This window comes from Aliishimia ponticola, assembly GCF_004803475.1.
In the GTDB taxonomy this organism is placed as follows: domain Bacteria; phylum Pseudomonadota; class Alphaproteobacteria; order Rhodobacterales; family Rhodobacteraceae; genus Aliishimia; species Aliishimia ponticola.
Genome location: NZ_SRKY01000001.1, coordinates 127,129 through 145,194 on the forward strand (window position 1 = coordinate 127,129; position 18,066 = coordinate 145,194).

An 18,066-nucleotide genomic window follows, 5' to 3' on the forward strand; every position below is an offset into this window, starting at 1 on the left:
ACCACCATGACGCCACAAGAGTTGACCTCGAAATTGCGTATCCCCGTGATCGGCAGCCCGCTGTTCATCGTATCGGGGCCGGAACTCGTCATCGCCCAGTGCAAGGCGGGAATTGTCGGCTCTTTCCCGGCGCTGAACGCGCGTCCCCAGGCGCTGCTGGACGAGTGGCTGGACCGGATCACCACCGAACTGGCCGACTATGACGCCAAGAACCCGGATCGGCCTTCTGCGCCTTTCGCGGTGAACCAGATCGTACACAAGACCAATGACCGGCTGATGGCGGATGTGGACCTTTGCGTGAAATACAAAGTGCCACTGGTCATTACGTCGCTGGGCGCGGTGCCCGACGTGAACGACGCGATCCATTCCTATGGCGGCACGGTCATGCATGACGTGATCAATCGCCGGTTTTCGGAAAAGGCGCTGGAAAAGGGCGCCGACGGGCTGATTGCGGTCTGCACCGGGGCGGGCGGCCATGCGGGGGAATTGTCGCCCTTCGCGCTTGTTCAGGAGATCCGCAGCTTCTTTGACGGCCCGCTGGCGCTGTCCGGGTCCATCGCGACGGGGGGCGCAATCCTCGCGGCGCAGGCGATGGGGGCCGATTTCGCCTATATGGGGTCTGCCTTCATCGCAGCTGATGAAGCGAACGCCGTCGATCCCTATAAGGACGCCATCGTGCAATATGGCGCGGAAGATATCGTCTATACCAACCTGATTACCGGCGTGCATGGCAACTATCTTGCGCCCTCCCTCGAAGCCGCGGGGCTGGACCCGAAAAACCTGCCGGAAGCCGATCCCAGCAAGATGAGCTTTGGCTCCGACCGGGATGAGAAGAAGAAAGCATGGCGGGATATCTGGGGATGCGGGCAGGGGATCGGGGCGGTCGACAGCCGGATGCCGGTCGAGGCCTATGTGTCCCGGCTTGAGGATGAGTATCACGCCGCGCTTGCCCGTGCCGGGGACCGCGCGCAGATGCTGATCCCGCGCAACAACGCCTGACACCACAGATTTCAACAAGATAGCGCGGCCAGCCCTCGGGTTTTGGCCGCCACCAGATACACGGGCGCGCCGGGGCAGGGTGCGCCCGTTATTTTGCTTGTCCCATGCTTCTATTTCACATATTCGAGAAATATGGAAATTGAAGTCTCGAATCGTCTGTCTATCCTTGGCCACCCGACGCGGTTGGCGATCTTTCGGCTGCTTGTGCGGCGCTATCCCCACCGGATGCCGGCGGGGGAAATCGCGTCCGTTCTGGGGCTGAAGGCCAGCACCCTGTCGAGCTATCTGTCGACACTGATGCAATCGGGGCTGGTCACGCAAAAACGCGTGGGCACTTCGCTGCGTTACTCAACTGACATGATCGAGGTCTACGACACTTTCGACTACCTGTTCCGAGACTGCTGTCGCGGCCGGGCCGATCTGTGCCCGCCCGTCATGCAGACGTTGCTAACTGGAGATGATCCAATGACCGATACCGCCTTGAAGGTTCTGTTTATCTGCACGGGAAATTCCGCCCGGTCGCTTTTCGCCGAAGCGATCCTGCGCAAAGAGGGCGGCGACCGGTTCGACGTCTATTCCGCGGGTGTCCGGCCCGGCGACGCGCCCAATCCCTTCGCGCTCGAATTGCTGGAAAGCAAGGGCTATGACGTCAGTCCGCTGCGCTCCAAGTCGATCGAAGAATATCAGGGCGATGGCGCGCCGGTCTTCGATTTCGTCTTTACCGTCTGCGATCAGGCCGCGAACGAGGAATGCCCGGCATGGCCCGGCCAGCCGATCAGCGGCCATTGGGGTGTGCCCGATCCGGTCAAGGCGGAAGGCACCGACGCGCAAAAGATGCTCGCCTTCCAGCAGGCCTATGGTTTGCTGCGCAACAGAATTCTCGCCTTTTCCGCCCTGTCGCTGGCAGAGCTTGACCGTATGTCGCTGCAAAAAGCCGTGGACGACATCGCCTTCATCGGAGCCGAAGAAAACGCATGACGGTTTTTGCTGTAAACGGGATGGGGCGGATCGGAAAACTCGCGATCCGTCCGCTGTTGGAACAGGGCGCGACCATCGCGTGGATCAATGACGCGGTGGGCGATCCCGAGATGCATGCGCATCTGCTGGAATTCGACACGGTGCATGGACGCTGGGAGGCCGACTTCGCGCATGATGCCGACGCGATCACGATCAACGGCACGCGCATTCCGTTCGTCGGCACGCGCAATCTGGCGGATCTGCCGTTGGACGGCGTCGATGTGGTGATCGACTGCACCGGCGTGTTCAAGACAGAGGCCAAGCTGGCCCCGTATTTCGAAGCCGGGGTCAGGAAGGTCGTGGTCTCCGCGCCGGTAAAGGATGGCGAGACCGCGAATATCGTGATGGGCGTGAACGAAGACAGCTATGATCCGGCCGAGCACAGCATCGTCACGGCGGCCAGTTGTACGACGAATTGCCTTGCCCCGGTGGTCAAGGTGATCCACGAAACCTTCGGGATCAGGCACGGGTCGATCACGACGATCCATGACGTGACCAACACGCAAACCATCGTGGATCGTCCGGCCAAGGATTTGCGGCGCGCGCGCTCTGCGCTCAATTCGCTGATCCCGACCACCACCGGATCGGCCACCGCGATCACGCTGATCTATCCCGAACTCAAGGGGCGTTTGAACGGCCATGCGGTACGTGTGCCGCTGCTGAATGCCTCGATCACCGATTGCGTCTTCGAGGTCGAGCGCGCCACCACTGTCGAAGAGGTCAACGCCGCTCTCGAAGCCGCGTCCCAGGGCCCGCTGCACGGCATTCTGGGCTATGAAACCCGCCCGCTTGTATCCGCCGATTACACCAATGACACCCGGTCCGGCATTGTGGATGCGCCCTCGACCATGGTGATCAATGGCACGCAGGTAAAGCTGTATGTCTGGTACGACAATGAAATGGGCTATGCGCATCGTCTGGTCGATGTGGCCCAAATGGTCGCGCGCAGCCTCTAGCGAGGCGGCCCGCCCGCGCGCCGACACCCCGACCCAGTCAGGAGAGTTCAGATGAGCCGCCCCACAGGCATGTCCGCCTATATCGCCGTCACCGCTGCCTATTGGGCGTTCATGCTGACCGATGGCGCGCTGCGGATGCTGGTGCTGCTGCACTTCCACGAAGAAGGCTTCAGCCCCGTGCAGTTGGCCTATCTCTTTGTGCTTTACGAGATCGCGGGCATGGTCACGAACCTTGCCGCCGGGTGGATCGCTGCGCGCTTTGGGCTGACATCGACGCTTTACGCGGGGCTGAGCCTTCAGATCGTCGCGCTGCTGGCGCTTACGCAGCTTGATCCGGGCTGGACGCTGACCGCCTCTGTCATCTTTGTGATGTTGGTTCAGGGTCTGAGCGGGGTCGCCAAGGATCTGGCCAAGATGTCTTCCAAATCGGCGGTAAAGCTTCTTGCCCCGGCCGAAGGGGACGGGCTGTTTCGCTGGGTCGCGGTGCTGACCGGGTCAAAGAACGCGGTCAAGGGCGTAGGGTTCCTGCTGGGCGCGGCATTGCTGGCCGGGGTCGGATTCATCTGGGCGGTGCTGGGCATGGCGGCGGTGCTGGCGGTGATCCTTGTCGCGGTCATGGCCTTCATGCCGCCGGGGCTGCCACGTGGCCGAAAAGGCGCGAAGTTCACCGAGGTCTTTTCAAAATCCGCCAACGTCAACTGGCTATCGGCGGCGCGGGTGTTCCTGTTCGGGGCGCGCGATGTCTGGTTCGTCGTCGGTATCCCGATCTATTTCTACGCGGTCCTGTCAGACGGCAGCGCGGCCGGCAACCGCACCGCGTTCTTCACGATTGGCAGCTTCATGGCGGTTTGGACGATCCTGTACGGGGCCGTGCAGGCCAACGCGCCACGGATGCTGCGCGCGAAGGAGCGCGGCTTGGCCGATCTCATCTCCGCGGCGCAGGTCTGGGCGCTGATGCTGAGCGTCATCCCCGCAGTGCTGGCCGGAGCAGTATTCCTGACGCCGCAGCCCGCCCCGTGGCTGACCGCGCTGCTGATTGCCGGGCTTCTGGGCTTTGGCGCGCTTTTTGCCGTGAACTCTGCGCTGCATTCCTATCTGATCCTCGCCTTTACCCGGTCGGAACGGGTGACAATGGATGTCGGCTTTTACTATATGGCGAATGCTGGCGGGCGGCTTGTGGGCACGGTCCTGTCCGGCGCGGCCTATCAGACCGGCGGACTTGGCCTGTGCCTTGCCGTAGCGGCGCTGTTGGTCGCATTGAGCGCGCTCGTCGCGCGCCGCTTGTCACCAGAGCCGGAGTCCCCGGCGGCGGCCTGACGCAGCGCATCTCGGCAGTTTGGCGCGGTTTGTTATCATATTGGCATCCTTTGCAACTATGCTTATGGGCGCTTTTGCCTATTTTGTGCTCAAACGCGCTAGCGAAGGAGCAAGCCTGCCATGAAACTGACGGTCGACGGCGTAACGCATGAGGTGGATGTCGAGGATGACATGCCCTTGCTGTGGGTCCTGCGGGACGAATTGGGGATCACCGGGGTGAAATATGGCTGCGGCGTCGCGCAATGCGGGGCCTGCACAATCCATCTGGACGGAACGGCCGTGCGGTCTTGTCAGACATGGGCCGCCGATGCTGAAGGGGCCGAGATTACGACGATCCAGGGGCTTGGAACACCAGACAACCTGCATGCGGTCCAAGCGGCCTGGGTCGAACATCAGGTCGCGCAATGCGGCTATTGCCAGTCGGGGCAGATCATGCAGGCCGCGGCGCTGCTGGCGGACAACCCGTCGCCATCCGATCAGGATATCGACGCCGCAATGGGCGGAAACCTGTGCCGCTGCGGTACCTATCCCCGCATTCGCGCCGCGGTGAAAACAGCCGCCGCTAACCTGAAGGGGGCCTGAGCATGAGCCGTCTTGGAACAATCACCCGCCGTGGATTTCTTGTGGGATCGGTGGCCGTCGCGGGCGGTATCGCCTTTGGCACCTATACCGTGCGCAAACCGCATGCGAACCCGCTTAGCGCCGATCTGGCACAGGGCGAGGCCGCGCTGACCCCCTATGTCAAACTGACGCGTGAGGGGATCACGCTGATCACCCCGCGCGCCGATAAGGGGCAGGGCGTCTACCACGTGCAGGCCGCGCTGATCGCCGAGGAACTCGATGTCGATCTCGACGCGGTCATGGTCGATCCGGGTATGCCATCGCCCGCCTATTGGAACACCGCGCTGTCCACCGAGGCGGCGGAATTCTTCGTGCCGGAGGCGGGCACGATGCAAGACCTGACCATTGGCGCGGTCAATGCGGTGATGAAAACGGCCGGGGTGCAGATCACCGGCGGCTCGACCACCGTGGCCGATCAATTCGTCAAGCTGCGCGCGGCGGGGGCCTCTGCCCGCGAGACGCTGAAACAGGCGGCGGCCGTGCGGGCCGGGGTCTCCGCCAGCGCGTGCCAGACTGACGCGGGGCAGGTCATTCTGCCGGACGGCACACAGGTCGCCTATACCGATCTGATCGCGGATGTGGCGCAGATGCGCCCGGTGCAGGATGTGCCGCTGCGCGATCCATCCACGTGGCGCTATATCGGCAAACCGATGCAGCGGATCGACATGCGCGCGAAATGCACGGGCACGCAAGACTACGGGATCGACGCGGCGGTGGACGGGATGCTGCACGCGACGGTGCTGCTGAACCCGGCGCAGGGCGCGGGGATCAAATCCTTTGACGGGACCGAGGCGCTGAAGATGCGCGGCGTGCGGGATGTGGTGCCGATCACCGGCGGTGTCGGGATCGTGGCCGACAACACATGGCGCGCCTTTCAGGCCGCAGCGCTGGTCGAGGCCGAATGGGAAGACAGCGCCATGCCCGCCGAGATGGACGGGCACTGGGCGGCGCTGGATGCGGCCTTCACCGAGGAAGCGCAGGACAGCCGTGTGCGCGATGATGGCGACATGGACGCCGCGCTGGAAGCAGGCAGTGCGATCGAAACCGAATACCGCGCGCCGTATCTTGCCCATGCCCCGTTGGAGCCGATCAACGCCATTGTGCGCGTCGATGACGATAAGGTGGAAATTTGGACCGGGACGCAAATTCCGCGTTTTACCCAGACCAATGTCAGCCGGATCACCGGCATTCCGGCAGAGAATGTCATCATTCACGTGCTGATGATGGGGGGCTCTTTCGGGCATCGTCTGGAAGATGACGTGGTGCGTCAGGCGACCGAAATCGCAATGCAGATGAAGGGCACGCCGGTCAAGCTGACCTATTCGCGCGAAATGGACATGACCCATGATTACACCCGCCAGATCGCCATGGCGCGGGCGCGTGGCACGGTGGCGGATGGCAAGGTCGAAAGCTTCGATCTGGGCATCGCCATGCCGTCGGTCATTACCAGTCAGATGGGGCGGCAGGGGTTGCCCGCTTCGGGGCCTGACAGCCAGATCGTCGCGGGCGCGTTCGAACAGCCTTTTGCGATCCCCAATCACCGGGTCACGGGCTACCGTGCCGCACCGCTCGCACCGCTGAGTTCGTGGCGATCGGTTGGGGCATCGACCAATGGGTTCTTCTACAACGCCGCGCTGGATGAACTGATCCATGCCGCCGGGACCGACCCGCTGGAAGAACGGCTGCGCCTTGCCAGCGACGACGTCACGCGCAAGACGCTGGAAGCCGTGGGCGAGATGGCCGATTGGTCCGGACCGATGGGCAATGGCAAAGGGCGCGGCATCGCCTTCACCAAGTCGTTCGGCGTTCCGACAGCGGAAATCGTCGAAGTCACCGCGACCGAGGACGGCATCAAGATCGACAAGGTCTGGGTCGCCGCCGAAGTCGGCACTGTCGTCGATCCGGTGAATTTCGAGAACCTCGTGCAGGGTGGGGTGATCTTTGCCCTTGGTCACGCGATGAACTGCGAGATCACCTATACCGACGGCGTTGCCGATCAGGACAATTACTACAGCTTCGAGGGGATGCGCCTGCCGCAATGCCCCGAGATCATGGTGCGCGGTCTCGAAAACGGCGACCGGGTGCTGGGGATCGGCGAGCCGCCAGTGCCCCCCGCCGCGCCTGCGCTGGCCGGGGCGATCTTTGCGGCGACGGGGACGCGCCTTCGGGAAATGCCCTTCAACAAGTTCGTCGATTTCGTGTAACTGCGCCGCAGGGAGTATCTGACATGCGTAATGGATTACTGCGTCTCGCGGCGCTTGGGATGATGGCAGCGGCGGTGCTGCACCTGATCTTCATCGGCTTTGCCGGGGCAGGAGAGGTGTTCTACACCGGGCTGGCCGTTCTTGCAGCGGCGGGTCTGTGGACCGGCTGGCGCAGTATCGCGTGGGCCGTTCTGCTTGGTATTATCGTCGCAATGGGCGTCTCCGCCGCGCGGATTGGCAGCGATCCGGTGCCTGACGCGCTGCTGTTGGCGCTGGTTGCCGTGGATGCGTTTGCGGCGGTCTGCACCTTCTTTGCGCTCTGGCGCAAGCGCGCCCCGGCAGACTGACCCTAGCCAGTGTCGCCCGGTTTGGGCGGCACTTGCGGGCTGAAGGCGCAGCGATCCGGCTTGATGTCGATAAGGGGCGTGCCGTCGAGGCAATCCAGCCCCCGCACCAAGACCTCTGGCCCGTCGATGCCGACAAGCCGTACCCGTGACACGCCGATGGGATTGGGCCGCACGGGGGACCGCAAGGCGAATGTCCCGGTGATGCTGCCATCGCTTTTGGGGCTTTGTGTCACCAGGTCGCGGCGGCTGCGGTCCAGCCAATACAGCACCTCGATCTGCGGATAGGCCTCAAGCCCGGTCAAGGCAGGTTGCCAGACCGGGTCCAGCACTAGTCGGCAGATTGGCCCGTCATGGCGCCCCTGACGCGGGCAGTCCTTGCGGTCTGTCCAGGGCGTGTGGATGGTGCCGATGAAACGCAGCTGCGCGTCCCCCGCGGGGGCCAGCCGAACCGCGGTTTCATTTGGCCGGATGTCTGTGTCGGTCATCGCGTTCTCCCTTCGCCCCGTCCTGCCGGGCCGGATCGCCGCTGCCGGCGTGCCTAGTCGTGCATCACATAGGCCGGTCCCTCGGGCGCGCCCAAATCTTCGGTCCGTTCGGCCTCGATCAGGTCGCGGATGCGTTTGCGATAGACATTGGGGGCCTTGTCGATGGCAATGCGGATCGGTTTGCGCTTTTGCGGGCGTTGCTCTTCTGCATGGATCGCTTCCAGCACCTGCTTGTCCTCGTCAAAGGCGACGCGGAACATCGCATCCATCTGGTCCGATGCCGCGTCATCCCCCTGCGCCGTGTTACGCAAGTGCATCCAGTGGTCGATCGTATAATCCTCGGTCACCGGGGTCACGAAATGCAGCGCGAAAATCCGCACGCCGCGGTCGCGCTCCTCCTCCGGGCAGGCTTCCTCTGTCGCGATGGAGCCGAAATCAATCACCGCCGTCGAAGGCATGTGCAGGTCGTAGTAATGCCAGCGGTCCACATTGCCGCTGAACCCGCCGAATTTCTGGAAGAACCCGATGGGCGGCGCGTCGCGTATCCAGCGCCATGCGCGCAGCACATCGCCAGAGGTAGAGACATGCACCGGCACGTTCTCTGACGCCGAATTGCCCAGGGTCGTCGGATGCACGAAGCTGACATGCGCCGGGTCCACGAGGTTTTCGGCCACGTTCAGGTAATGGGCGCGGATGTGCAGCTGGCCGCCATGATGCACATGCCAGCCGGGATCTGAGAATTGCGGCAGGTCGAAAATATCGTCCGGGTTGGCGCGCTCCGGCTCGCCCATCCAGATCCAGACGATGCCGTGACGATCTTCGACGGGGAACGCATCGACATAGGCGCTGGAGGGCAGGTTGGTCTGGCCCGGCACGCGCACGCATTTGCCCGCACTGTCAAAGGTCATCCCGTGATAGCCGCATTGCACCGTATCGCCGATGCGCTTGCCTTTCGACAGGGGCAGCAGGCGATGCGGGCAGCGGTCTTCCAACGCGATCACGCGCCCGTCCGAAGCGCGAAACATCACAAGCCGCTGGCCGGTGATTTCCAGCGGGCTGAGTGCCTCGCCAAAGGCGCTGGACCATCCGGCCACGTACCAGGCGTTACGAATGAAGCTCATATCGGTCCCTTTCTTCTGTCTTGCGCGGCCCGCGTTCCGGTCAGCGCAGCCCGTCCGCGCCAATCGCATCTTCGGCGCGCAGACCGCCGACGCGGGGCAGGGGGCGGCCGCTATCGGTGACGGCCACCGCGACCATGATTTCGCCCGCACGCGGGGCATCGTGCAGCCGGGTTTCGATTGCGTCGAAATGGCTGCGCACATAGGCGGCGTCCTTGTGGCCCAGCGGCACGTCCAATGGCTGACCCGGCCCGCCCATCTTCTTGGAGGAGGGCACCAGCGCCGCGCCGCCGCCAACCGTGCCCCGCAGCGGTGCGCCAAGCGCCGGATGCAGGATCGCGGCGGCATGTTCCAGTTCCCCCGCGGCGCCGACCATCGCCGCCTTGCCATAGCTTTGTGCGGCTTCTGGCGCGATCCCCAGCGCGGCGACGCATTTCTCGCCCAGCAGGGCGCCAAGTTCCGCGCCGATGTCGATCAACTCCGTCAGGTCATCGGCATACCCCCCCGCATAGGGGTTGGCGATCACCGCAACCGCCACGGCCTTGCGCGTGGGCGGGGCGATGGCGCGTCCGCCCTCGCGGTGGGTGTCCTCGACGGTGACGAGCAGCTTGCGCAATTTGGCTTTCATGCAGAGCGCGCCTTCATCGCAGCCCGTCCTCGCCAGTAATGTCCTCCGCCGCAAGCCCGCCCATCCGGTCATGGATACGCGGGCCTGTTGTCATCACCAGCGCCAGCGCAAGCTCATTGGCGCGCGGCGCATCGTTGCAGCCCACTTCGATCGCGTCGAAATGGCTGCGCACGTAAGAGGCGTTGATATGCGTCACCGGCACGTCCAGCCGCGCCCCGGCGCCGCCGACCTTCTTGGTCGAGGGCACAATCGCCTTGGCATCGCCCAGAAGTTCGCGCATCGCGTAACCGCCCGGCACATGCCACAGCGCGCCATGTTCCGATTCCCCCGCTTCGCCCACAATCGCACCCTTGCCATAGCCTTGAATTGCCGCCGGTCCGCCAAGCGCATCGGCCAGTTTGCGGGCCATCTCCAGCCCCAGCGGCTTCAGGTCTTCCATGAAGGGCTGCAAATCCTCGGCATAGCGCCCGGCAAAGGGGTTTTCGATGATCGCAAGGATCGAGCCGCGCAGATGCGGTGTGTCTGCGGCCGGGCCGCCTTCGTGAAAGATGTCTTCGCGGCTCAGCACGGTTTTGCGCAGGCGGATGTCAGGCATGGGTCAGGCTCCGGTGGGGCAGTGAGGGCAAAGGGCCGCTAAGTCGGGATTGGCCCTGTAGAAACAAAGCGGCGGAATGGATCAGATCGGCGCGGCGCATTGTATCGGCGCAGGCGGTCCCGGCTGCAAGCGCGCGGCCTATATCGCGGATGGGCAGCGGGTCGCAGCCGGTCGTGACAAGGCGCGCACCAAGATCGCTATCGGGGGAAAGGTCATGCGCCGGAACACGGCGGATCGCGGGATGGCCGGGCAGGTCCACCGCGTTGGCAATCAGCGTCGCTGCTGCATCGGCCTGCGCGGCAGAGCGCGCCAGCACCGTCACGCTATCGGCGATCCCAAGCGAGTGGCTGCGCCCGTGCCGCCCAGAGGTCGCGATCCCGCAGATCCCGTCCGCGCCGGTCACGGTAATCCGCCCCAGCCCCGTGCCGGCCTGATCGCTGATGGCGATGGTGAAACGCGCGTCCTCTGCCAGATGCAGCGCGATATCGCCGCCATTATTCACATAGGCGCGGCGCAGCGGCAGGGCAGCGCACATCGCCGCCAGCACCGTATCGGCGACGGCCCCGGCAACAGCGGCCATCGGTGTGACGAAACGGCCCGCATGGGGGCGCACCGCCGCGACCATGCGCAGCGCGGTTGACCCGGTGACGGCGGTGGTGCCCCCCGGCGTCATGGGCGCGCGCAGCGTCGGCAACTCGCGCACAAGGTCGTCCAGCAGGCCGGTGAAACACGCATGGGCCGCGTCGAAGCCCGCCTGCCGCGCTGCGATATCGCAATCCACCACAAGGTCGATAGGGCCTTGGGTCAGATGCAATCGGCCATCGCCCAGCAGAACCGCCTGAACGCTCATTCGCGTGGCCAGCGGTAATGGGCGCGGTTGGCAGGATCGGGCTGGCCCTTGGCGGGCGGAACCCGCCGCGCGGTGCGCATATCGACCTCTTCGACCCGCTGCACACGGTCCATATAACCACCCAGCGCGCCATAGTCGGACAAGCGCATGGTAAACTCGATCGGCGCGACCAAGGCCGGGGTCGGCACATAGCCGAACGCGCCGCTGGGCATGTCCAGCACATCGACCATCACCGTGATCCCGCCGCCGGGCCACAGATAGGTCTGCGCGCCGCCACAGGTGACATGGGCCAACGCCTCGCGGACAGAGCGGGTGAGGCGCACGGGGTTCTCCGTCACGCCCGCCCGCAGCGATCCGCCCGCGCCGCCCATGAACAGCACCGAACAGACGGAAGGTTCGCAGTTTTCCGCGATCAGATCGGCAGAGGCCTTCAGCCGCGCCGGGATCGGGGCAGGCTGCGGAACCAGATCATCGTCCAGCATGAAATAGCCGTATTGCTCGCCCGTGGTGGACACCATGAGCAGCGTCAGACCGGGCCGCGCCACATCCGGCTTGAACGGTCCAAGAATGGTGAGCGGGTCTTCGATATCGGTGCCGCCCCAGCCTTTGCCCGGCTGCGCCACCTGGAAATATCGACCGGGCGTGGAGCGGCGGCCCTTGATGCGGATGCCGGTCGGCGCGATGCCAAGCTGTTTGCCCGCCTCATGTTCGGACAGAACGCCGGTGATGTGATCATCGACCACCACGACCTCGTCCACATGCCCATGCCATTGCTTCGCGAACATGCCAATCGCGGCCGAACCGCAACCGACGCGCATCAGTTTTTCCTCTTCCCCGTCGATGATGGGCGGCTTGCCCGCCTGCACCACGACCGTCACCGGATGGTTATCGCCGATCACCATTTCGACCGCATCGCGATTGCACAGGCGCAGCAGCGCGTCACAGGTCACACGCCCTTCGGCCTTGGAGCCGCCGGTCAGGTGTTCGACCCCGCCCAGCGACAACATGCGCGAGCCGTATTCAGAGGTCATCACATGGCCAATCGGCTCTCCCTTGACCCGCACCACGTCGCGCTCTTCCCCGATATGGCGGTCGGTGTCGATCTTCACCTTCACCCCGCAATAGGAAAATATGCCCTCGGTCACGACCGTTACCATATCCACATCGTCCACCTGCTGCGAAACGATGAAGGGCGCGGGTTTGTAATCGGGATAGGTCGTGCCAGCGCCGATGGCGGTGACGAAGGGGCGTGCGCCCTGAACGATGTCACCGTCCCAGTCAGAGGGGGCAGGTTCGTCGCTGTCCGGCGCGCCAGAGGGCAGGAACGGCACCAGCGTATCGGACATCTCCACAATCGTCAGCGGGTCCAGCCGCACCAGATCGCCGCCGTGATTGGCGTAGCGATCGCAGGCGCCGGAACGCCCGTCGGCGATGTAGCACAGCACCGGGCACGCATCGCAGCGTATTTTCGTCGGTTTTATGTCGCCGTCAGCCATGTCCTGCCTGCCGTAGTTTTGCCCGCAGCCGCGCAGGCGTCACGGGGAGTTCCGTCATCCGCACGCCGGTCGCGTCGGCAATCGCGTTGAGGATCGCGGGGGCCGTCGGGATCAGCGCGTGTTCCCCCAGCCCTTTGGCACCATAGGGGCCATGCGCATCCGGCTCTTCGATGATCCGCGTCTCGATCGGGGGCACATCCCCGATGGTCGGGATCAGATAATCGTGCAGGTTCTCTGTGCGTCCGGGATGGTATTCTTCCATCAGCGCCATGCCAAGGCCCTGCGCCACGCCGCCTTCGATCTGACCTTCGACCAACAGCGGGTTGATCGCGTGGCCCACATCATGCGCGGCGACGATACGGATCACCTTGCTCGTGCCATAGGCGGGATCGACCTCTACCACCGCCAGATGCGCGGCATAGCCGAATTGCGCATAGGGCGCGCCCTGACCATTTTTGTCCAGCGGCGCGGTGGGGGGATCGTAATAGCCTTCGGCTTGCAGCACATAGCCATCCTCATCGGTGGGAAGCTGCGCGGGAACGATGTCGTGGGTCCGATCCTCATCCGTGACGCGGATCAGCCCCTGCTCAAGGGAAATCTGCGCTGTCTCGCTTGCGTTCACACGTTCCAGCACCTGACGGCGCAAGCCTTCGCCCGCGCGCTGGGCCGCGTTGCCGCTAACAAAGGTTTGCCGCGAGGCCGAGGTCTTGCCCGCATCGGGGGTGAAATCGGTGTCCCCGCCCAAGAGCCGGACGGATGCGGTCGGCACGCCGAAAGCACGGGCGAAAATCTGCGTGATCACCGTGTTCGATCCCTGACCGATATCGACGGCGCCCTGATGCAGAACCAGCGTCCCATCGGCGGTCAGCCCGGCCTTGATCGTCGAGGGGTTCGGCATCGAGGTATTGCCGCACCCATACCAGCCCGCGCCGATCCCGACCCCGCGCAAAAGGCCATTCGGCAAACGGTTTGCGGCCAGTGCCTGACGCTCTGCCTGCCAAGCCGGGCGCAGCGCTTCCAGACAGGCGCGGATGCCAACGCCGGTGTCAAAGACCTGCCCGCAGACCGTCGGCACGCCGTTCTCCAGCGCATTTTGGATACGCAGGTCCAGCCGGTCCATGCCCAGCTTATCGGCCAGCATGTCCAGCAGGCTTTCCTGCGCCACCGCCGATTGCGGCACGCCAAAGCCGCGAAACGCACCGGCAGGGGGGCAGTTGGTATAGACGCCCTGCGCCTCGGCCCGGTAATTCGGAATTCGGTAGGGGCCAGAGGCATGGATCGGCACCCGGTTCGCGACCGTCGGGCCCCAACTGGCATAGGCTCCGGTGTTGAACACCCCGTCGAACTGCATCGCCCGCAGCGTGCCATCCTTATCCGCACCGATCCGCGCGCTGATCCGCGACGGGTGGCGCTTGGTGGAGGACTGCATCGACTCCGTCCGGCTATAGGCCATGCGCACCTGCCGCCCGGTCTTGAGCGCCGCGAGCGCCAGATAGGGCTGTACCGTCAGATCGAGCTTGGAGCCAAAACCGCCGCCAACCCCGGTGGGGCGAATGCGGATGCGGCTGCGGGGCAGGGCGAGGATGTCCATCAGCCCCTCAAGGTTCATGAACGGGGCCTGCGTGCAGCAAAAGACCTCTACCCGGCCATCGGCCACACGCGCATAGCCCGCTTCGGGTTCGATATAGGCATGTTCGACGAAGGCGGTCGAAAACTCCGCCGCGACAGTCACGTCGGCGCCGTCGAACCCGGCGGACGCATCGCCATGAGAAACGAACCCGCCGCACATGACATTGCGCGCATGACCATCGTGAAGCAGGCTGGCCCCCGGCGCTTGCGCCTCTTGCGGGGTCAGGCTGGCGGGCAGCTCTGTCCAGGTGACGGGAAAGCCGGACAGATCCAATCCCGCGATTGCCTCGGCCGTGCCGACAATGGCTGCGATTGCCTCGCCCCTGAAACGGCAGGTGCTTTCGGCGAAAACCGGTTGGTCGATAAAGCCGGGGATCACGCCGAAAAGATTGCGGCCGGGAATGTCGCGCGCGGTCAGGACCGTCTCGATCCCGGGAATGCGCGTGGCCCAGCCCGCGATATCACCAAGGGTGAACCGGGCATGGTGATAGGGGCTGCGCACGATCCGAAGATGGAGCGCATTGGGCGGGGCCACATCGTCACCGAACCGTTCGCGGCCCGAAACCTTGGCATTGCCATCGACCCGGGGGATCGCCGCGCCGGTATGGCCCGGACCGGTCAGCGCAGGCGCGGGCGCGGGCTCGCGATGGGTACTCACCACCGCGTCGATGATCTTGCGATAGCCGGTACAGCGGCACAGCACACCGCCAAGCGCGTCTTCGACCATGTCGGGTGTCGGCTCTGGCACCTCGCGCAGCAAGGCAGAGGCGGATACGATCATGCCCGGCGTGCAGATACCGCATTGCGCCGCGCCGTGTGCCTCGAAGCTCGCGGCCAGCTTGCGGGTCAGGCTGTCATTCTTGACCAGGCCTGACAGCGTCTCGATCTGCTGGCGTTCGACGCGGCGGGCCGGGGTCAGGCAGGCACAGACCGGCGCGCCATCCACCAGCACCGTGCAGGCACCGCAATCGCCCGCGTCACAGCCGACTTTGACATCCTTCACACCGCAATCGTCGCGCAGCACGTCGGATAGCCGCGCATCGGGCGCGACTTCGATCAGGACCGTGCGACCATTGAGACGGAATTGAAGCGGGTCCAGCCCCGCACGTTTATCCATGTGCCGCCACCGCCTGCTGAAGAACGCGTTTGGCCTGTTCGGCCACCACATCCGCGCGATAGGCGCTATCGGCGCGCATATCGGTGATTGGGGACAGGCAGGACAGATGGTCCGGCGTCACCGTGATCTCATCCCCGCGCTTGCCGATCACATCCGCCTCCAGCGCGTGCAACCGCTGCGCCACGGGTGAACAGGCCCCCACCGCCACGCGCGCCGCCGCGATCCGGCCATTGGCGTCCAGACTGACAAGCGCTGCGGTCATCGTGATCGAAATGACAAGGTACTTGCGCGCGCCCAGCTTGTGAAAGGCGCTTGCGGCCCGGTCCGCCGGGCTGGGGATGTGCAGGGCGATGACCATCTCGTCCGGGGCCAGCGCCGTCTGGCGGACGCCGGTGATGAACTCGCCAAGGGCCAGCCGCCGCGTGCCCCCGGCGCGCCCGATCTCTACCTGTGCGTCCAGCGTCAAAAGTGGCGGCACCCCATCGGCAGCGGGCGAGGCGTTGCACAGATTGCCCGCAACGGTCCCGGTATTCTGTATCTGGCGGCTGCCAACTTCGCGCGCGGCCGATTGCAGCCCGGCAAAGGCCGAGGGCAGATCGGCGGCGGCAATATCGCTCCATGTGGTGGCCGCGCCGATATGCCAGCCATTTCCATCGGGCAGGGCGCGGATGCCCCGCAAACCTTCAACACGGGAGATATCCAAGAGATCGCGCGGCTCTGGCTGACGTCCACGGGCCGGATAGTAATCCGTGCCGCCCGCCAGGATCGACGCGGGGCGATCTGCAAGAACCCCCAGCGCCTCGTCCAACCGGGTCGGCATGAAATATTGTGCTGTCACGCGCTCACCTTCCTCACCATGGCCCTCACCACTATCCGCACCACGGGGTCTACGTGCGGCAACGCTAGGAGTCGCCCGCTTTGACTGTCAACGAAAATATCCCGCCGGAGCCGCCCGCCGCGTGCCTGCTGCCGGGCGCGTGTCAGAGGCTTTGCCTTCGCCCGAATTTTGGGCGGCGACGCCCACGCGGCACATCTGCGGGAACCAAATCGCACCGCCGCGCGTTGACCTACCAGCAAATAGCAAAACGAAGGAGTTCGAGATGTTTGAAGTTGCAGGAATTCTGGGTCTGATCGGTCTGGCTTTGTCGCTTTGGGCGTTGGTCTCGATCATCAGTTCGAACGCATCGACCGGCGCGAAAGTCGGGTGGAGCCTGTTCGTGATCGTGCTGCCCGTGATCGGTTTCATCGTCTGGTTCTTTGTCGGACCGCGTGCGCGCAAAGCCGCATACTGACGCGGACGCCCACCGCGCGGCGAGGCGCAGACAAAACCCCACCATCCAAGAACTGGCGCCCCATCGCGGGCGCCTTTTCTTTTGTCTCGCCCACGGCCTTTATCACAACGGGGGATTGGTACGCGGTCGATCCAACATTCTGGGATAACTAAAGAAAAACGCGGTCTCCCAACTTTTTTCACTCATATTCGGGAACCAATCCGATCCCCCGCCGTTACCCAATCAGACTGAAAGCAAACGGAGGATACTCAAATGCTGGGCTGGTCAATTACGTTTCTTGTTGTCGCTCTGATCGCGGCAGTTCTGGGCTTCGGCGGGATCGCCGGTACGGCCGCAGGTATCGCAAAAATCTTGTTCGTGGTTTTTGCCGTACTGTTCGTCGTGTCGCTGCTGCGCCGCGCCACCTGACAGTTCCTTGACCGCGCCGGATCCCCACGGCGCGGTCAGCGAACGCCCCCCCCATTTCTTCAAACAATGCGAGGCTGACGATGTCTGACAATTCCACAAATCCAGAGGAAAGAGTCCGCGGGCACAGATTCCCGATCGCGGGTATGGCCGCCGTTGTCGTCTTTGCCATCGCCGCCATGTTCTTTTTCCAGAATTCCCTGGTCGAGAACGACGCGAGCGCTGCGCCCGAAAGCAGCGTTCCCGCCGATCAGGACTAACCTACTCCCCCCGGGCGGCCGACGTCCCTCTTGCCGCCCACTCCCAAGAGACATCTTCCCCGAGATGTCACACAACTTGCCCGCCACCTTCGTGTGGCGGGTTTTTTCGTGGCAGATTCAGATCGGGGAGTAAGGCATCGGGCGCGAAAAACTTCGGGAACGAATTGCACCCGGCGCGCGTTGACCTTGTGAAACTTCCCCAAGGAGGACGTTATGTCTGTATCGACGCTTGAAGAACTCTATCACACCGAAATGCAAGACGCCTATTCCGCCTGCAAGCAATCGCTCGCAGCGACGCGCGACATGGGCCGGGCTGCCACGGATCAGGCGCTGCAAGAGGCGCTGATCGACGCGACGAACGGGATCGTCGACGGCATGGACAAGCTGGCCAGCATGTGCGCCGAGCATGACATCAATCCGGATGGCCACAAATGCGAGGGCATGGAAGGGCTGGTCAAGGAAGCGCGCAAGCATTCCATCGAACATGATTTTGACGATGACGCGCTGCGTGATGCGATGATCATCAGCCAGTATCAGCGACTGGGTCACTATGCGATTGCGGCCTATGGCACGCTGCGCGCCTTTGCCAACCGTCTGGGCCATGATGGCGATGGTGCCCGGTTCAACGAGATGCTGGACAGCTGCTATGACGGCGACCGCCGGATGACCGACATTGCCACGGGCGAGGGCGGTGTAAACGCCGACGCCGCGTAAAGGTCTAGGTGCAATA

The 18,066-nt window shown here is 64.1% G+C and carries 18 protein-coding genes; 10 read left to right on the top strand and 8 right to left on the bottom strand.

Annotated features, from left to right (window positions below; all coding sequences use genetic code 11):
- Positions 1-6: 6 nt before the first annotated feature.
- From E4Z66_RS00635 to E4Z66_RS00665, 7 genes are all read left to right on the top strand, one after another.
- Complete coding sequence (locus E4Z66_RS00635; RefSeq protein ID WP_136461009.1) at positions 7-999, top strand: NAD(P)H-dependent flavin oxidoreductase; 993 nt, start codon at positions 7-9, stop codon at positions 997-999.
- A gap of 132 nt (positions 1,000-1,131) precedes the next feature.
- Entirely contained in the window at positions 1,132-1,977 is an 846-nt protein-coding gene (locus tag E4Z66_RS00640) for an arsenate reductase/protein-tyrosine-phosphatase family protein (protein WP_136461010.1), read from the top strand.
- Entirely contained in the window at positions 1,974-2,972 is a 999-nt protein-coding gene (locus E4Z66_RS00645; protein ID WP_136461011.1) for an ArsJ-associated glyceraldehyde-3-phosphate dehydrogenase, read from the top strand. The genes E4Z66_RS00640 and E4Z66_RS00645 overlap by 4 nt, the downstream gene beginning before the upstream one ends.
- A gap of 51 nt (positions 2,973-3,023) precedes the next feature.
- A complete protein-coding gene (arsJ, locus tag E4Z66_RS00650) occupies positions 3,024-4,289 on the top strand; it encodes an organoarsenical effux MFS transporter ArsJ (RefSeq protein WP_136461012.1) in 1,266 nt (421 codons plus the stop codon).
- A 120-nt stretch (positions 4,290-4,409) separates the two neighbouring features.
- Positions 4,410-4,871 carry a (2Fe-2S)-binding protein gene (locus E4Z66_RS00655; RefSeq protein ID WP_136461013.1) on the top strand — a complete coding sequence of 154 codons (462 nt, stop codon included), beginning with the start codon at positions 4,410-4,412 and terminating at the stop codon, positions 4,869-4,871.
- 2 nt (positions 4,872-4,873) lie between these two features.
- Positions 4,874-7,114, top strand: a complete 2,241-nt coding sequence (locus tag E4Z66_RS00660) for a xanthine dehydrogenase family protein molybdopterin-binding subunit (protein ID WP_136461014.1) — start codon at positions 4,874-4,876, stop codon at positions 7,112-7,114.
- A gap of 23 nt (positions 7,115-7,137) precedes the next feature.
- The gene (locus tag E4Z66_RS00665) at positions 7,138-7,461 is read left to right on the top strand and encodes a hypothetical protein (RefSeq protein WP_136461015.1); all 324 of its coding nucleotides are present in this window, start codon (positions 7,138-7,140) and stop codon (positions 7,459-7,461) included.
- 2 nt (positions 7,462-7,463) lie between these two features.
- Here the strand turns inward: E4Z66_RS00665 and tsaA are convergent, their stop codons facing one another.
- From tsaA to E4Z66_RS00705, 8 genes are read right to left on the bottom strand one after another with little or no spacing between them, the layout of a single operon-like run.
- Positions 7,464-7,946 (bottom strand): tRNA (N6-threonylcarbamoyladenosine(37)-N6)-methyltransferase TrmO, encoded by a 483-nt coding sequence (gene tsaA / locus E4Z66_RS00670; RefSeq protein WP_136461016.1) that lies wholly within the window; start codon positions 7,944-7,946, stop codon positions 7,464-7,466.
- A 53-nt stretch (positions 7,947-7,999) separates the two neighbouring features.
- Positions 8,000-9,067 (bottom strand): aromatic ring-hydroxylating dioxygenase subunit alpha, encoded by a 1,068-nt coding sequence (locus E4Z66_RS00675; protein WP_136461017.1) that lies wholly within the window; start codon positions 9,065-9,067, stop codon positions 8,000-8,002.
- A gap of 40 nt (positions 9,068-9,107) precedes the next feature.
- Positions 9,108-9,692 (bottom strand): amino acid synthesis family protein, encoded by a 585-nt coding sequence (locus E4Z66_RS00680; protein ID WP_136461018.1) that lies wholly within the window; start codon positions 9,690-9,692, stop codon positions 9,108-9,110.
- Positions 9,693-9,705: 13 nt separating this feature from the next.
- Positions 9,706-10,287, bottom strand: coding sequence for an amino acid synthesis family protein (locus E4Z66_RS00685; RefSeq protein WP_136461019.1), 582 nt, complete (start codon positions 10,285-10,287; stop codon positions 9,706-9,708).
- Positions 10,280-11,137: a UPF0280 family protein gene (locus tag E4Z66_RS00690; RefSeq protein ID WP_136461020.1), complete on the bottom strand. Its 858-nt coding sequence runs from the start codon at positions 11,135-11,137 to the stop codon at positions 10,280-10,282. The genes E4Z66_RS00685 and E4Z66_RS00690 overlap by 8 nt, the downstream gene beginning before the upstream one ends.
- Positions 11,134-12,633: a 6-hydroxynicotinate reductase gene (locus E4Z66_RS00695; protein ID WP_136461021.1), complete on the bottom strand. Its 1,500-nt coding sequence runs from the start codon at positions 12,631-12,633 to the stop codon at positions 11,134-11,136. Before E4Z66_RS00695 ends, E4Z66_RS00690 begins: the two co-directional genes overlap by 4 nt.
- Positions 12,626-15,379 carry a molybdopterin-dependent oxidoreductase gene (locus tag E4Z66_RS00700; RefSeq protein WP_136461022.1) on the bottom strand — a complete coding sequence of 918 codons (2,754 nt, stop codon included), beginning with the start codon at positions 15,377-15,379 and terminating at the stop codon, positions 12,626-12,628. The genes E4Z66_RS00695 and E4Z66_RS00700 overlap by 8 nt, the downstream gene beginning before the upstream one ends.
- Positions 15,372-16,217: an FAD binding domain-containing protein gene (locus tag E4Z66_RS00705; protein ID WP_342773431.1), complete on the bottom strand. Its 846-nt coding sequence runs from the start codon at positions 16,215-16,217 to the stop codon at positions 15,372-15,374. The genes E4Z66_RS00700 and E4Z66_RS00705 overlap by 8 nt, the downstream gene beginning before the upstream one ends.
- A 262-nt stretch (positions 16,218-16,479) precedes the next feature.
- Here E4Z66_RS00705 and E4Z66_RS00710 point away from each other — a divergent pair, with 262 nt between their 5' ends.
- The 3 genes from E4Z66_RS00710 (at position 16,480) to E4Z66_RS00720 (ending at position 18,050) form a co-directional block, all read left to right on the top strand.
- Positions 16,480-16,671, top strand: a complete 192-nt coding sequence (locus tag E4Z66_RS00710; RefSeq protein WP_136461023.1) for a PLD nuclease N-terminal domain-containing protein — start codon at positions 16,480-16,482, stop codon at positions 16,669-16,671.
- A gap of 252 nt (positions 16,672-16,923) precedes the next feature.
- Complete coding sequence (locus E4Z66_RS00715) at positions 16,924-17,079, top strand: DUF1328 domain-containing protein (protein WP_136461024.1); 156 nt, start codon at positions 16,924-16,926, stop codon at positions 17,077-17,079.
- 470 nt (positions 17,080-17,549) lie between these two features.
- The gene (locus E4Z66_RS00720; protein WP_136461025.1) at positions 17,550-18,050 is read left to right on the top strand and encodes a DUF892 family protein; all 501 of its coding nucleotides are present in this window, start codon (positions 17,550-17,552) and stop codon (positions 18,048-18,050) included.
- Positions 18,051-18,066: the final 16 nt, after the last annotated feature.